We start from the raw sequence: 16,295 nt of genomic DNA, 5'->3' as shown, positions 1-16,295 counted from the left end.
GTATAAATTAAACAAAATAACACCAATTATGCTAGTAAAAATATTTATTCTGAAAAATAGTTAACTACAGATTTTTGAGTATTAGGTTAACTTACAGAAAAAGCTTTAGGACTTACGCACTGTACAAAAGAGCTATTTTGTATGTTAACAACGTAAATACGTTCTTTCAGGCTTTTGAAGGTTGCTTTTGATTGTTGGCGATCGCCAAAATATGATTGAAAAACCTAGATGGAAGCCTTGAAAAATTTACCTGTCATTTTTGCTTTTATGTCAATGCATAAGTCCTAAATTTATGAAAGTAGCTCTGTATAAATGCTTACCAATAATCAAATTTTTTTGAACAGACTTATTAATAAAATAACGGTTGTATTTCAGTGAAACTATTGATATTCTCTAAAATGTCAAAGATTGATGGAAATGAATTTTTCATTCCAGGTAATTGACGTTAGTTCAACTTAGTTAAGAGAACAAGAACAATGGCAAATTCACTTTTTACTGAACTCTCAGCTTGTGAAGCAACCAGTCTTGTAGGCGGCCGCTCTGCAAGTGCTTTTGGTACTTTCAGCGCCAGGGCTATAAGTAACCAAGGTTTTGCTGTAACCGATGGTGACGTTACAACCTTTGCTGTTGTGGACGGCGATGATGTAGATGCTGGGTCTCAAGGATTTAGTTCCTCGTTTGCCGGAGAAGATTAGTTCTGCCTCGGATACATTAGGTGACTTCTTAATATAAGAAGTTAACTGTCATTACTAGAACTGAGCTCAAACTAGTTAGTTAAATAGAGAAGTCCTTGAAGGCTAGTTCAGGTAAAAATGAAAGCTTTCAATGATTTCTTTATTAAAGGGGTTGCCACAAATTAGCCAACCCCTGTTTTTTATCTGAAAAAATCTGTTCATAATGGTTAGTTAAATATAGAATTCGCTGAAGGCTAGCTCAGTTAAAAGTTAAAAAGTCTTCAGCTATTTTTCTCTCGAAACAGAGTTAACACTATTTAGATAGACCATGTTTTTAAGCTCAAAATAAATCTGTCAAAATGGCACCATCGCTCCAGTTTTGTCATTGATATTACTTCCGGCCACTGACTAAGGTTGCTTGAAGCAACAAGTGATTTTGAAAGGAAAACAAACAGTTTTAGTTCAAATGAAATATCAGGTTGTGCGACAGCATAGTGAAGAAGATTGCGGAGCTGCTTGTCTGGCTGCCATTGCCAAACATTATGACCGTACTTTTACCATCAACCGCATCCGGGAAGCGGTAGGCACTGGGCAACTAGGAACAACATTGCTAGGTCTGCAACAGGGAGCAGAGGCACTAGGTTTCAATGCTCGCACAGTCAGAGCATCAACTGAAATAGTAGACCGGATTAAGGAAGCGCCACTGCCAGCGATCATTCACTGGAAAGGCAACCACTGGGTTGTTTTGTACGGGCAGCGGGGCAGGAAATATGTAATTGCTGATCCAGCCACGGACATCCGTTATCTCTCCAGAAAGGAGTTGATGGAGGGCTGGAAAAATTGGGTGATGCTTCTACTGGAGCCAGACTCGATCCGCTTTTATACTCAAAGCGACAAGCAAGTTAGCGGTTTTGGGGGATTTCTCAAGCGCGTATGGCCTTATCGAGCTATAGTCTTTCAGGCTATGCTCGGCGCCCAAGTTATTGGTCTGCTATCTTTAGCTTACCCTTTCCTGATCCAAATCCTGACAGATGAAGTGCTAGTTCGAGGTGATACAGGGCTGCTCAACGCTGTAGCAATCACTGTTGTGATCATGAACCTTATCAGCAGTAGTCTCAGACTCGTTAACTCTAACCTGATTGCCAATTTTGCCCAAAAAATTGAGTTAGGGCTAGTTCTGGAATTTGGACGACAAATCCTGCGATTGCCGCTAACATACTATGAAGCCCGTCGCAGTGGCGAAGTCGTGAGCCGACTGCGAGATATTCAACAGATTAATCAGTTAGTCTCACAATTGGTCGTGAGTTTACCTGCTCAGTTTTTTACTGGGGCGGTTTCTTTTGGTTTCATGCTGTTCTACAGTGGGAAACTGACGCTAGTTGCCATCGCGATCGCCGCTGTGATGACAGTATCCACAGTTGTTTTCCAGCCGACACTTCAGCAAAAAGTTCGTAGTATATTGGTCTTAGCAGCAGAAAACCAAGGCGTTCTCGTTGAAAGCTTTAAAGGTGCATTAACACTAAAAACCACGACCGCCGCTCCCCAATTCTGGCAAGAATTCCAGAGCCGATTCGGTCGCCTAGCGAACCAAACGTTCCGCACGATTCAAATTGGCATTATCAACAATACCTTCTCTGGATTAGTTTCTGGTATTGGCAGCGTTGCCTTACTCTGGTTTGGCAGCATGTTGGTTATTAGCAAGGAATTGAGTATCGGTCAACTGCTTGCCTTTAACGCTATGAACACTAATTTTCTAGCCTTCATAGGTACTTTAATCGGACTTGTGGATAGATTTACACGGACTCAAACTGCTATCCAGCGTTTAATAGAAGTTATAGACTCCACACCGGAAAATCAAGGCGATACCCAAAAGCCCTTGGCTACACTTCCTGGCAATGCTGACATCACTTGCACAAATCTAAACTTTCACTACCCTGGCAGAACTGAGTTATTAGAAAATTTCTCTATTACACTCCCTGGCGGTAAAGTGATTGCCCTGATTGGTAAATCAGGCTGTGGTAAAAGTACCCTTGCTAAAGTGATTGCGAGTTTGTATCCAATACAGTCTGGCAATATTCGTATTGGACTATATAACCTGCAAGATTTATCCTTAGATAGCCTCCGGCGACAAATCGTTCTTGTTCCCCAAGAACCCCACTTTTGGAGTCGCTCAATTATTGAAAACTTTCGCTTAGGTTCTCCGCACGTCACCTTTGAGCAAATTGTCAATGCTTGCCAAATTGCCGAGGCTGACGATTTTATCAGTAAACTCCCCGACAAATATCAAACCGTCTTAGGTGAATTTGGCTCAAATATTTCTGGCGGGCAACGCCAACGACTGGCGATCGCCAGAGCGATAGTTACTGATCCGCCAATCCTAATTTTGGATGAATCAACGGCTGGACTCGATCCAGTGAGTGAGGCGCAAGTACTAGGTAGGCTCCTATCTCATCGGCAGGACAAAACCACTATTCTGATTAGCCACCGCCCCAGAGTGATTAATCGTGCTGATTGGATTGTGTTACTGGATCAAGGTAGGTTGCAACTCCAAGGCTCTCCAGAGGATCTACGCTCTAAGGGTGGAGATCACTTAGACTTCTTGACCCCTTGAAAACAGCTTGCTCCTAAAAGCGCCAAACGCAGCACTTGGATAGCCGAGCAATCATAGACTAGTACAGAACGGCGGAAATAAACAGACCATATTAGTTACCGCCGCGACAGATGGGTTTGATTTCCTCGGCTGGCACTTCAAAGTCCAGAAAAACGGAAAGTTCAAAAGTACTCCTTCAATGGACAACTTTAAAACGTTCCGTAAGAAAGTAAAACACATCGTCAACCACTATCTCAAATTTTGGTATGTTCCAGTTCCTTAGTAATTCATACCTTGATTCAGCAACGCCAGAATTGACCTTAATTCATACTGCCATTATGCAACGCCCTTGACCATTGGCAATTTATCTCTGCGGTAGAGGTGGTTTTTTTACGCGCAGACAGCAGAAGAGAGCAAATGTGTTTAATACTTTACTCCCGTTCAAAGACAAAAATAATGGAAATTGGTTTATTTGTCTTGGGATCAGATGGCTCATATAAATTTAGCAATCGGTAATTCAAAGTCTGAAATTCGTTGATCCATGATTCCAGGGTTCGGAAATACCAAGGAGTAGGGTAAAAGGGTTGATCCGCATTTGGTTGCCATGAAGTTTCGCGCCACCCATTGGAGTATGGAGAGTCACCGCAAGCAATTATCGGATGAAGGGTTTGAATGATTATTTTGCCTTTGTCCTCTAACAGGCTATGACCTGCCTTAGCGATCTGATCAAGAGCGCATTCGCCTAGAATTGAAAAGTTGCAGATCAAGCAAGAGAAAGAGTTAATGGTGCTAAATCTTTGTGATGCAAGATCCGAGTACGAACAGACAACAAAGCGAGAATCACCACTATCCTTTGCTGTCTCAATGAGATCGGCGCAAAAATCAACACCCCAACCATTGATTCCTAAAGAAAAAAGCTGTCGAGACAACCATCCCTCACCGCATCCAATATCTAAGAATGTTCTTGGATTAAGCTGGGTTATCGCTTTAACTATAGCGGCATCTGTGGCGATCGCACGGCTTTCAATTTGTTTATTACGAACTGCTTGTGTCCATAATTTAGCATTCATCTGCCATGAGTCAAGGATTCGTTTTTCATTTTCGTCCATAAATACCGCTCAAATAGCACCAACAATCTTCTTCTTTAAAACATAAGCGATAATGCAGCCAGATGCAGGATTTCCACTATTTCCGAGAATCGGAATTTTAACTCATATATACACCGGATTACAGCAATTCTTTAGGTTCTATCGATTAGCGATACTCAGTTCGTGAAGCCCTAAAACTCTCAAGCAAGGTTCTGTCTGACAATGCCACTGCTACCCAAAATTTAGAAGCATTCATTAAACAGGCGATCGCTCTGAGAAAATGAAGCCACTTGATTATATTTTTGACTTTCCCTGAAAAATAAGTAAGTATTAACACTTTTAATCCTGAAACAAAGCGATCAAAAATGAAACGTTCAAATCGGCTTGCTTGGATAAGAGCGATCGCTTGTGTAATTTGAGTGATGTTATGTGTGCTTAAATAGCCATAATATCCCCGTTAAACCCGCGTGCAAAGAAGGCTTAGGTAGCTTTTTATGATCGTTGTAGTTGCCATGTTCAGCATGAGAACTACAACGAGTTTAACCTTTTGTATTACCGAGAATGATAATTTCTTCTGCCCTTGGTAATGTGTCAGCGATCGCGAGGATTTTACTTAGTTCGCTTTCGTTAGGCAATGACAGTAATATTTGCACTAGTAAGCGCTACCTGATTTGAGAACTGGGCTATCTGAACTTGTGCAGCACTACCAACCCCATCTTTATCAAAGAATAGGTTCCCCGTAGTTTGATCATAGATAAAGCGATCGCCTGCAATTGTCGCACTAGTCCCAAGTCGGAATAAGCTCGAATCCAGTACCGTATCCTGAGATTGGCTCAGTCCAAATTCTGTCTTAGAAACGAAGATAGTATCATCTCCAACAGTAAAATCAGTAATAGTGTCATAGCCTCCAGTGCGAGTATCAGCCAGGTTGAAGCTATCTCGACCAATTCCACCAGTCAATATATCTCGACCAACTCCACCAGCGAGTACATCGTCACCTGCACCACCAAGCAAGGTGTCATTGCCTGAGTTACCAAAAAGGCGATCATTACCATCTCCTCCAGTTAACGTGTTAGCGGCATTATTTCCTATGAGAATGTTATTGAGGCTGTTACCAGTACCATTGATTGTCCCGGTTCCAGTCAGAGTCAAATTTTCCAGGTTATTTCCCAATACCCAACTTACCGAAGAATTGACTAAATCTGTGCCTGGATCTAAGCCTTCAATAATAGAATCGTTCAGGTTGTCTACGATGTAAATGTCATTGCCGACTCCACCATCAAGACTATCAATCCCTGCACCTCCATCCAAAGTGTCATCGCCGGAACCGCCCAATAAGGTGTCATTGCCTGCACTACCAATCAGGCTATCGTTACCATCAACTCCATTCAAGATGTTAGCGCTAGTATTTCCAATCAGGATGTTATTAAGGCTGTTACCAGTACCATTGATTGCCGAGCTTCCACTCAGAGTCAAGTTCTCCAGGTTATCTGTCAACATCCAATTCACCGAAGACTTGACTAAATCTGTGCCTGCATTTAAGTCTTCAGTAATCGTATCGTTCAGATTGTCTACAGTGTAAATGTCATTACCGACTCCACCATTGAGACTATCAGCTGCTAAACCTCCATCCAAGGTGTCATCGCCGGAACCCCCCAACAAGGTGTCATTACCTGCACCACCAATTAGGCTATCGTTGCCGTTTTCTCCGTTCAAGATGTTAGCGGCAGTATTTCCATTCAAGATATTATTAAGGCTGTTACCAGTACCATTGATTGCCCCACTTCCAGTCAGGGTTAAGTTCTCCAGGTTATTTCCCAATACCCAACTCACTGAAGACTTGACTAAATCTGTGCCTGCACTGGCAGATTCAATAATCGCATCGTTCAGGTTATCTACGGTGTAAATATCATTGCCGACTCCACCATCAAGACTATCAGATCCCAAACCTCCATCTAAGCTGTCATTGCCAGAACCCCCTAACAAAGTATCATTGCCCGAATCGCCAAAGAGGTTATCGTTGCCATTTTCTCCACTCAAGGTGTTAGCAGCAGTATTTCCATTCAAGATATTATTAAAGCTGTTACCTGTACCATTGATTGCCCCACTTCCAGTCAGGGTTAAGTTCTCCAGATTATTTCCCAACACCCAACTCACTGAAGACTTGACTAAATCTGTGCCTGCACTGGCAGATTCAATAATAGTGTCGCTGATGCTGTCCACAGTATAAGTGTCATTGCCTTTACCACCAATGAGACTGTCATCTCCTGTACCACCATCTAAGAAATCATTTCCATCGCCGCCATCGAGGGTGTCGTTATCACCTAGTCCGTTGAGCGTGTCATTGCCCAGCAATCCTGAGATAATATCCTTGTTCACCGTACCAGTCAGGTTGTCTGCAACTGAAGTACCAGTAATTTCATTAGGGAGTTGACTAATGGTATTAGCCACTGTTAATGCAAAAACATCGCTGACAGTTGCCGTTCCATCATTGGCTATAACTTTGATGTTGAGGCTACCAACGTTATTATTTGTGGGAGTACCAGTAAAGGTAGTGCCGTTGAAAGTTAACCAAACAGGAAGTGGATTACCATTTTCTAAAGTGGCGGTGTAAACGAGGTTATCTCCCGCATCCACATCACTGAAGGTATTTGCTGGCACCACAAAGCTAAAAGCAGTGTTTTCTGTAGCAATTTGGTCAGCGATCGCATTACTCACAACAGGGGTATCATTGGTATTAGCGATCGCTAGACCAAATACACTACTGGCGGTAGCTCCATCCTTATCAGTTGCGGTAACTTTGAGGCTGAGGCTGCCCACATTTTGATTTAATGGCGTGCCGCTAAAAGTGCGCGTGGTTGGATTAAAGTTTAACCAAGCCGACAATGGATTGCCGTTACTGAGGCTAGCAGTATAGGTCAGGGTGTCGCCTGCATCGACATCGCTGAAGGTGGTTGTTGGTAAAGTAAAGTTGAAGATGGCGTCTTCTGTTGCTGTTTGGTCAGCAATAGTACTTAATGCTTTTGGGGCATCGTTAATATTGTTGACTCCGATCGCGATCGCTTTTTCGTAGAATAAACCACCCTGATCTGTGGTGCGTAAACGGATGTTGTAGCTATTCTTGGTTTCGTAATCTGGCGAGCTATTAATCCGTAATTCGTTACCAACAATCGTGAAGGCGCTGTTATCGGTGCTGCCAGTACCCGAAACTAGGGTGTAGGTGTGGGTGTTACCTGCATCAGGATCAACAGTGCTAAAGTTGCCAATTACTGTGTTGGCAGGAACATTTTCGTTAACACTAGTGGTACTCAGGCTCAGGTCAGTGGGAGTAGTAGGAGTACTGTTCAGGTCAAGCTTAAAAAGTTCTTGCCCAGTGTTGCCGTTGTCAGCAACAAAGTAGAGTTTGCCATTAACGTAAGTTAAGTTGTTGGGACTAGAACCAGATAAACCAGAGAAGATATCCTTAACGCGGACAGTACCAGCCTCAGTGCCATCACTCTTCCACAGTTCAGAGCCACCACTGCTGTCGGAGGCACTGAAGTACAGCGTGCCGTTGACATTCGTCAGATTTTGCGGAAAAGAGTTACCCATACCAGAGAAGATATCCTTAACGCGGACAGTACCAGCCTCAGTGCCATCACTCTTCCACAGTTCAGAGCCACCACTGCTGTCGGAGGCACTGAAGTACAGCGTGCCGTTGACATTCGTCAGATTGTATGGGTTAGAGCCACCCGTGCCAGAGAAGATATCCTTGACGCGGACAGTACCAGCCTCAGTGCCATCACTCTTCCACAGTTCATAGCCACCACTGCTGTCGGTGGCATTAAAGTACAGCGTGCCGTTGACATTCGTCAGATTGCGCGGTTCAGAGCTACCCATACCAAAGAAGATATCCTTGACGCGGACAGTACCAGCCTCAGTGCCATCACTCCTCCACAATTCAGAGCCACTGCTGTCGGTGGCAACAAAGTACAGCGTGCCGTTGACATTCGTCAGATTTTGCGGAAAAGAGTTACCCATACCAGAGAAGATATCCTTAACGCGGACAGTACCAGCCTCAGTGCCATCACTCTTCCACAGTTCAGAGCCACCACTGCTGTCGGAGGCACTGAAGTACAGCGTGCCGTTGACATTCGTCAGATTGTATGGGTTAGAGCCACCCGTACCAGAGACGATATCCTTGACGCGGGCAGTACCAGCCTCAGTGCCATCACTCTTCCATAGTTCAGAGCCACCACTACTGTCGTAGGCATTAAAGTATAGCGTGCCGTTGACATTCGTCAGATTTTGCGGACCAGAGCTACCCGTACCAGAGACGATATCCTTGACACGGACAGTACCAGCCTCAGTACCATCACTCTTCCACAGTTCAGTGCCACCACTACTGTCGTAGGCAACGAAGTACAGGATGCCGTTGAGATTCGTCAGATTTTGCGGAAAAGAGCTACCCGTACCAGAGACGATATCCTTGACGCGGACGGTACCAGCCTCAGTACCATCACTCTTCCACAGTTCTCGACCCCCACTGCTGTCGTTGGCAACGAAGTACAGGATGCCGTTGAGATTCGTCAGAAAGGACGGCTCAGAGGAGATTGTAGCAGTATTAATATCCTTGACGCGGACAGTACCAGCCTCAGTGCCATCACTCTTCCACAGTTCAGAGCCACCACTGCTGTCGGAGGCATCAAAGTATAGCGTGCCGTTGATATTCGTCAGATTTTGCGGGTTAGAGCTACCTGTGCCAGAGACGATATCCTTGACGCGGACAGTACCAGCCTCAGTGCCATCACTCTTCCACAGTTCAGAGCCACCACTGCTGTCGGAGGCATCAAAGTATAGCGTGCCGTTGACATTCGTCAGATTTTGCGGAAAAGAGCTACCCGTGCCAGAGAAGATATCCTTGACGCGGACAGTACCAGCCTCGGTGCCATCACTCTTCCACAGTTCATAGCCAATACTGCTGTCGTTGGCACTGAAGTATAGTGTGCCGTTGACATTCGTCAGATTTTGCGGAAAAGAGCTACCCGTGCCAGAGACGATATCCTTGACGCGGACAGTACCAGCCTCAGTGCCATCACTCTTCCACAGTTCATAGCCACCACTGCTGTCGTAGGCAACGAAGTATAGCGTGCCGTTGACATTCGTCAGATTGTAAGGGCCAGAGCCACTGCTACCAGAGACGATATCCTTGATGCGGACAGTACCAGCCTCAGTGCCATCACTCTTCCACAGTTCAGTGCCACCACTACTGTCGTAAGCAACGAAGTATAGCGTGCCGTTGACATTCGTCAGATTTTGCGGATTAGAGCCACTGGTACCAGAGACGATATCCTTGACGCGGACAGTACCAGCCTCAGTACCATCACTCTTCCACAGTTCAGTGCCACCGACAGCAGTGGTGGCACTGAAGTACAGTGTGCCGTTGATATTTGTCAGATTTTGCGGGTTAGAACCACTGCTACCAGAGACGATATCCTTAACGCGGACAGTACCAGCCTCAGTGCCATCACTCTTCCACAATTCCTGATCCCCACTACTGTCGGAGGCATTGAAGTACAGTGTGCCGTTGACATTCGTCAGATTTTGCGGGTTAGAACCACTGCCATAGTAGATATCCTTGACACGGACAGTACCAGCCTCAGTGCCATCACTCTTCCACAATTCTTGATCCTTACTGCTGTCGGAGGCATTGAAGTACAGCGTGCCGTTGACATTCGTCAGATTTAGCAGGATAGAGCTACCTGTACCAGAGACGATATCCTTGACGCGGATAGTACCAGCCTCAGTGCCATCACTTTTCCACAGTTCACCCCCCCCACTGCTGTCATAGGCAGTGAAGTACAGCGTGCCGTTGACATTCGTCAGATTTTTTGGGTAAGAGGAAGCTCCATTGGTATTGATATCTTTGATGAGGCTAATTGATGGTTCTTCTGCTGGCATAACTGTTTTTCCTTAAAGCTTTAGTTGCAATCACAAGGGAAATCAGGCGTTGGTAGACGCCCCAAGGACGATCGCTATTTTTCTTGCTATGTAAATATGCGATGCGATCGCTTAACTCCCAAGCTTCGCTTTTTTTTAAATTAAACAGCCTCGGCAAATATGTCTAATTTTATACTTGATTTAGATAAAGCTCATTTGGTTTAGTTAATATAAGCACTCCACATCAACCAATATCGACACAGATATGAACATAACCTGTTGGAAGGAATGAAACAGAAATCTTGGTGATTGTCTTGATTCAACTTAGCCGATCCGCGTAAATTGGTGTTTGCATAGCGTGTCCTAAAGGACAAGGTATTGATAAAGTTAATTATATTTTTGACTTTGCCTGAAAAATAAGTAAGTATTAACATTGATATTCAAAGGCTATGAAAGTCGAAAATGAAACGTCCAAATCGCCTTGCTTGGATGGGAGCGATCGCACTGGCTGCGATCGTTTTACTTAGTTTGTTCGCGGCTCCCAATAATACTAAAATTAACGCTGGCTCTACCTATAACCGTAACTCTGATGGCTATGGTGCTTGGTACGCTTTTATGCAACAACAGGGAATTTCTATCAAGCGTTGGCAAAAGCCTTTTAGTGATATTCAGCCAGAGAACAACCCAGTTACTTTGCTACAGGTAGGCGGCTATCCCAGAGAAACGACACTAGATAGTCAAGAGCGGGAATGGGTAGAGAAAGGGAATACTTTGGTAATTTTGGGTGCAAAGGCGCGGGTTACAGAAGCGGAGTTTAGCACTATGCAAAAATCTCCTGAAGGTGATATTAAAATTGATACACGTAGACGATATAAAAAAGCTAACTCCCAGCAAGTTAATTTAGGCGATCGCTTTGGTGCTGTTGTCTGGAAAGAAAATTACAAAAAAGGAAAAGTGATTTTTTCTACCACTCCTTATTTAGCTGCCAACGCCTACCAAGATTATTTAAGTAATTTCAAGTATTTAGCTAGTTTGGTTACTGAAAAAAGTAACACAGTCTTTGTCGATGAATACATCCACGGCTATAAAGATGCCGATATCAGGAAGAAAGAAAACGAAGGAGATTTATCTAGCTTTTTTGCCAAAACTCCTTTACTTCCAATCTTGATACAGGTAAGTATCCTGCTATTAGTGCTAGTTTGGGCGCAGAATCGCCGCTTTGGTAAGCCAGTAGCTTTAGATACACCAGTTGTAGATAATAGCGAGGCATACATCCAAGCTTTAGCCGGGGTGTTGCAGAAAGCTGATACCACCGACTTTGTTGTTGAAATGGTAGGTAAACAAGAACAGCTACAACTCCAAAAAGTCTTGGGATTAGGGCAAGTACTTTTAGAACGTCAAGCCTTGATCGATTTCTGGATGGAAAAAACAGGCGCAAGTGCAGCAGAACTCGATGCAGTTTTAAAGCTACAATCTCGCAAACAACCCATCAGTGAACGAGACCTGTTAAGCTGGTTGGGGAAATGGCGAACCATTAGGAAAATTAAAAATTAGAAATTAAAAATTAATTTTTTGGAATTATCAATAGTATTTCTGCGTTGGTTATTTTTCAATAAAAAATATGAGTGAAACACATCCTATCTTAATTCGTCTTGGTCAAGGTCTTAATCAAGTAATTGTCGGACAATCTAGCTTAATACAGCAACTCTTAATAGCACTGCTAGCGGGTGGGCACGTAATTTTAGAAGGAGTACCGGGAACTGGGAAAACCCTACTAGTAAAAGTGTTAGCGCAGTTAATTCAAGGAGATTTTCGGCGGATTCAATTAACACCTGATGTTTTACCTTCAGATATTACTGGGACAAATATTTTTGACTTGAATAGCCGCAATTTCACTTTGAAAAAAGGGCCAATATTTACTGAAGTATTACTAGCAGATGAAATCAACCGGACTCCGCCCAAGACACAAGCGGCGCTGCTAGAAGCGATGGAAGAGATGCAGGTAACATTGGATGGTGAAAGTTTGCCTTTACCAGATTTATTTTGGGTAATTGCGACGCAAAATCCCCTGGAATTTGAGGGTACTTATCCTTTACCAGAGGCACAGTTAGACAGATTTTTATTTAAGCTGGTAGTAGATTACCCCGATCAAGCAGCTGAAAAGCAAATGTTACTCAATCGTCAGGCGGGTTTTGCAGCACGACGTTTAGATATTAGCCGTTTGAAACCAATCGCAACAGTAGCCGACATTTTGCAAGCACGACAGGCAGTCAAAGAAGTTAAAGTATCAGAAGCGATCGTTGATTATTTGTTGGCGTTGGTGAGAACATCGCGTCAATATCCTGATCTAACTTTGGGTGCATCACCTCGCGCTACCGGTGCTTGGTTGCAGACATCTCAAGCCTTGGCGTGGTTAGCAGGAAGGGATTTTGTAACGCCAGATGATGTAAAAGCAGTTGCATCACCGTTGCTACGTCACCGTCTCATCTTGAAACCAGAAGCGATGCTGGATGGTTTACAAATGGATGCAGTAATTGCGTCGGTAATTAATCAAGTACCAGTTCCGAGGTGAAAAACTTAAACCTCTGACGTAAATCCCCAACCCCTTCTCCCAAAATTGGCTACGGTGTACACACATCTTGGTAATGAAGCCCAAACCCTGGATTTACCCCCTTAATCCCCCCGATATATTGGGGGGAAACCGGAAAATCTAGTTCCCTCCCCTTTATAAGGGGAGGGTTAGGGTGGGGTAAAATCTTGGGTTTTTCAGCTATTTCAGACTTATGTGTACACCACAGCCCCAACTTGGGAGAGGGATTTAGAGTGAGGACTTTTGATTCATGTCCGCATAATTAGTTATGATTCCGAATCCAAAATCAGATCGCACCTCTAGATTTGCACTTTTCTGCATAGCTTGAGAATTCATCTCAAATTAAAATAAGCGCATACTTCAATGAGTTAGGGCTAAAAGATACAAGATATGACTCTCAAGCTAAACGTCGGAGGTGAAGAGATTTTTCGTCAAGCTTAAGGAAAATCTGAATTTGGATGAAAATATGGTAGGAATAAATTTAAAAGAACATCAAGTTTTTGGATATTTACCAGTGGAAAAAAAGCTGGGTATTCTTGTTGTAGATGACCACCAATTAATTTTAACTGGTACGCTCGATGTCTTAAGTCGACAGTATCCCGAAGCTGCTATCATTAAGGCTCAGACGGCAAAAGAGACACTTTTTCAACTTCAATATCATCACTTTGACCTGATTGTGATGGATTTATCAATTCCCGATCGCCAAGGGGAGACAGCAGAAATTGATACCGGAATTAAGCTGCTGCAAACTTTGCTCCAAGAATATCCCCATCAGAATTTCATGGTACAAACTAGTTATGTAAAGGCGTTAATTCGGATCAAACACGAGATTGATAATCATCAAGCTGGATTTGCGATCGCAGATAAAGGATTACCCGAAGATGAAATGCTAATGCGGGTTAATTTGTCCCTTCATGGTGCAACTCATACCAAAGATATCAAAACGGGAATCGAACTTAAACCAGAATGGTTGGAGGTGTTGCGGTTAGCTTTTGAAGAGAGTTTGACAGATAAAGCGATCGCCGAACGAATGTATAAATCAGAAAGAGCAGTACGTACTTACTGGACGAAGATTCAGGATGTGTTGGGAGTCTATCCTGAAGACTGCAAGCAGGGTGGTAAGAATATGCGAATTCAAACTGAAATTCGTTCCCGTGATGAAGGTTTAATTGATTAATCCGGGAAAAAACGAGATGATACTATGTTCGTTTGATTACTTATTAAACTCTAAGAACCCCAAAGAATCAAAGCTACACTTTGTCTTATCAAGTGAAGCATCTGGCGCGTGGGGGTGCAATGACTGTGAAAATTATAACTAATTATCTAGACATGATATGAGCAGGAGAATCTGGAATCGCATTCGCCAAGAATTTGGGTTGTGGTTACAGGCTGCACCTCCTGGAATCATGGTACTGTTTATGGTGATATTGATACGTATAACTGGAGGAATGCAATCTTGGGAATGGATGCTTTTCGATAAGATGTTATATCTGCGTCCCGTAGAAAAACTTGATGAACGTGTAGTAATTGTAGGTATTGATGAAAAAGATATTGAATGGGTTAAGCAATATCCGATTCCAGATGAGAAGATTGCAGAGTTACTCACTAAGCTGGAAACTTATAAACCGTTAGCTATTGGGCTAGATATCTTCAAAAATGTTCCTGTTGAACCTGGTGGTAAAGAACTTGCGCAGGTGTTGCAGCAGAATCCTAATATTATCGGGATTCAAAAAATATTACCACCCGAAGAAACTTCTCCACCCCAAAATTTGCCACCCGAACGAGTTGGATTTGTCGATTTACCTAATGATAAGGATAGCAAAAATCGACGCTATTTACTATTTACAACAAACCCGAATAATCCTGACAATATCAACGAAGATAAATATTCTTTAGCGCTGCGGTTAGTTATTAAGTACTTCCAGGCGAAAGGAATTGAATTGGAAACAGGAAAAAATGACCCGAATACGATCAGATTTTGGGGAATTGAATTACCCCGAATCACCCATAATTTTGGCGGATACGTTAATGTTGATGATGGCGGATTGTCAATTTTGATGAACTTCCGCAATACTTCCAAGCCTTTTAATGTTATATCGTTGCGCGAGATTTTAAATGGAAAAGTAAATCCAGAATTGTTGCGCGATCGCATTGTATTAGTTGGCAACCGCAACATGAGTACTGGCGATATTTTTTATACCTCTGCATTAGCAAATTTAGAATTAAGCAGTCAAATTTATGGCATTGACTATCACGCTCATGCGATCAGTCAAATTCTTAGTTATGTAATCGACAGTCGCCCAATGTTGCATAGTTGGGGAGATATAGGAGAGTACACATGGATATTTGTTTGGGGTTTTATGCCGATAATTATCGGACGGATTACCCAATCTGTTTGGAAAAATATACTTAGTGTTGCTGTAGCTGGAGTTACTTTGTTTAGCTGCGGGTATGTAATGTTGTGGGTGTGGGGTATATGGATTCCGGTAGCACCTGGTTTGCTGATCTTAGGTGTAAATGGGCTTGGCTTGAGTGCTTTTGCCTTTTACCAGCATGATAAATTCTTGCGATCGCAAATTAACGAACGTCAAAACACAATTCAACACACATTTACCGTAATTCATAATGGCCCTTTGCAAACTCTTGCTTATGGATTAAAGCATCTGCGTGCTAAAGATATCCCTTACGAACAACTGGTTGAGCAATTTGAAAAACTCGATCGCGAAATTCGTGAACTTGGCGATTTTCTTAAACTCGAAGCATTAACCACAGAAGAGAGCTTACGTTTAGGTAGCGGATTAATACTAGAATTAAAACGACCTTTGCACGATTTATTATATGAGGTTTATTCAAGTACATTAGAACGTAAAGATTTTGAACATTTTAAAACCTTAAAAGTTAAAATTCGCAATTTTGAACCGATTGATGATAAATATTTAACTATAGAACACAAACGGGGAATATGTCTGTTTTTAGAAGAAGCTTTATGTAATGTTGGTAAACACGCCCAAGGAGTCAAGCGAGTTCAAGCATCGGGTGTTTATAGTGCAAATAAATACAATTTATCTGTAAGAGATAACGGTTCAGGTATTAAATCAAAACTAGAGAATAAAGGCACAAAATATTTTAAAATGCTTGCTAAACAATTAGGAGGAGAGTTTCGCCGTGAATCGCTTTCTCCACGTGGGACTATATGTGAACTTTGTTGGAAACCTACAAAGGAATTTTAAAAAGGAATAAGGCGTTATATTATGTCTGCTAGATTACTTATTAAACCTGAAAAACCCCACCCCGCCAAAGCTATGCTTTGTCTCCCCTCTCCGGCTTGCAGGGAGAGGCTGGAGGTGGGGTGCAATAGACCTCTTACAAAAATATATTTTTGCACTCTTAGGGAAAAGGGTGCATGTTAAAGGGAAAGGATTTTGAGTTTTTTT

At 42.9% G+C, this 16,295-nt stretch carries 9 protein-coding genes and 1 pseudogene; 7 read left to right on the top strand and 3 right to left on the bottom strand.

All coding sequences use genetic code 11. The features are described from left to right. Positions 1 to 476: 476 nt before the first annotated feature. The 3 genes and pseudogenes from RMY27_RS08575 to RMY27_RS35480 form a co-directional block, all read left to right on the top strand. A complete protein-coding gene (locus tag RMY27_RS08575) occupies positions 477 to 695 on the top strand; it encodes a hypothetical protein (protein WP_322662215.1) in 219 nt (72 codons plus the stop codon). A gap of 445 nt (positions 696 to 1,140) precedes the next feature. Continuing rightward, the gene (locus RMY27_RS08570; protein WP_322662213.1) at positions 1,141 to 3,285 is read left to right on the top strand and encodes a peptidase domain-containing ABC transporter; all 2,145 of its coding nucleotides are present in this window, start codon (positions 1,141 to 1,143) and stop codon (positions 3,283 to 3,285) included. A gap of 94 nt (positions 3,286 to 3,379) precedes the next feature. Further along, positions 3,380 to 3,514 (top strand): annotated as a pseudogene (locus RMY27_RS35480) (HNH endonuclease); the annotation flags it as partial. Between the two features lie 181 nt (positions 3,515 to 3,695). On the opposite strand, the gene RMY27_RS08565 reads toward RMY27_RS35480, so the two are convergent. The 3 genes from RMY27_RS08565 to RMY27_RS08555 form a co-directional block, all read right to left on the bottom strand. Continuing rightward, the gene (locus tag RMY27_RS08565) at positions 3,696 to 4,373 is read right to left on the bottom strand and encodes a class I SAM-dependent methyltransferase (protein ID WP_322662211.1); all 678 of its coding nucleotides are present in this window, start codon (positions 4,371 to 4,373) and stop codon (positions 3,696 to 3,698) included. A 606-nt stretch (positions 4,374 to 4,979) separates the two neighbouring features. Next, positions 4,980 to 10,292, bottom strand: coding sequence for an ELWxxDGT repeat protein (locus RMY27_RS08560; protein WP_322662208.1), 5,313 nt, complete (start codon positions 10,290 to 10,292; stop codon positions 4,980 to 4,982). Further along, the gene (locus RMY27_RS08555; RefSeq protein WP_322662207.1) at positions 10,267 to 10,449 is read right to left on the bottom strand and encodes a hypothetical protein; all 183 of its coding nucleotides are present in this window, start codon (positions 10,447 to 10,449) and stop codon (positions 10,267 to 10,269) included. Before RMY27_RS08555 ends, RMY27_RS08560 begins: the two co-directional genes overlap by 26 nt. A gap of 284 nt (positions 10,450 to 10,733) precedes the next feature. On the opposite strand from RMY27_RS08555, the gene RMY27_RS08550 reads away from it, so the two are divergent. The 4 genes from RMY27_RS08550 to RMY27_RS08535 all read left to right on the top strand — a co-directional run bounded on the left by RMY27_RS08550 (position 10,734) and on the right by RMY27_RS08535 (position 16,091). Continuing rightward, positions 10,734 to 11,825: a DUF4350 domain-containing protein gene (locus RMY27_RS08550; RefSeq protein WP_322662205.1), complete on the top strand. Its 1,092-nt coding sequence runs from the start codon at positions 10,734 to 10,736 to the stop codon at positions 11,823 to 11,825. Positions 11,826 to 11,892: 67 nt separating this feature from the next. After that, the gene (locus RMY27_RS08545) at positions 11,893 to 12,843 is read left to right on the top strand and encodes a MoxR family ATPase (protein WP_322662203.1); all 951 of its coding nucleotides are present in this window, start codon (positions 11,893 to 11,895) and stop codon (positions 12,841 to 12,843) included. 484 nt (positions 12,844 to 13,327) lie between these two features. Continuing rightward, entirely contained in the window at positions 13,328 to 14,038 is a 711-nt protein-coding gene (locus tag RMY27_RS08540; RefSeq protein WP_322662201.1) for a response regulator transcription factor, read from the top strand. Positions 14,039 to 14,195: 157 nt separating this feature from the next. Further along, positions 14,196 to 16,091: a CHASE2 domain-containing protein gene (locus RMY27_RS08535; RefSeq protein WP_322662199.1), complete on the top strand. Its 1,896-nt coding sequence runs from the start codon at positions 14,196 to 14,198 to the stop codon at positions 16,089 to 16,091. Positions 16,092 to 16,295 lie beyond the last annotated feature (204 nt).

The organism is Nostoc sp. DedQUE09 (assembly GCF_034530915.1).
Classification (GTDB): domain Bacteria; phylum Cyanobacteriota; class Cyanobacteriia; order Cyanobacteriales; family Nostocaceae; genus Nostoc.
This window is presented reverse-complemented; position numbering and strand designations above follow the sequence as displayed.

Bases quoted from the DNA above. Each gene is read 5' to 3' on its own strand.
- RMY27_RS08575 (WP_322662215.1), top strand. From the start codon at position 477: ATGGCAAATTCACTTTTTACTGAACTCTCAGCTTGTGAAGCAACCAGT.
- RMY27_RS08570 (WP_322662213.1), top strand. From the start codon at position 1,141: ATGAAATATCAGGTTGTGCGACAGCATAGTGAAGAAGATTGCGGAGCT.
- RMY27_RS08565 (WP_322662211.1), bottom strand. From the start codon at position 4,373: ATGGACGAAAATGAAAAACGAATCCTTGACTCATGGCAGATGAATGCT.
- RMY27_RS08560 (WP_322662208.1), bottom strand. From the start codon at position 10,292: ATGCCAGCAGAAGAACCATCAATTAGCCTCATCAAAGATATCAATACC.
- RMY27_RS08550 (WP_322662205.1), top strand. From the start codon at position 10,734: ATGAAACGTCCAAATCGCCTTGCTTGGATGGGAGCGATCGCACTGGCT.
- RMY27_RS08545 (WP_322662203.1), top strand. From the start codon at position 11,893: ATGAGTGAAACACATCCTATCTTAATTCGTCTTGGTCAAGGTCTTAAT.
- RMY27_RS08540 (WP_322662201.1), top strand. From the start codon at position 13,328: ATGGTAGGAATAAATTTAAAAGAACATCAAGTTTTTGGATATTTACCA.
- RMY27_RS08535 (WP_322662199.1), top strand. From the start codon at position 14,196: ATGAGCAGGAGAATCTGGAATCGCATTCGCCAAGAATTTGGGTTGTGG.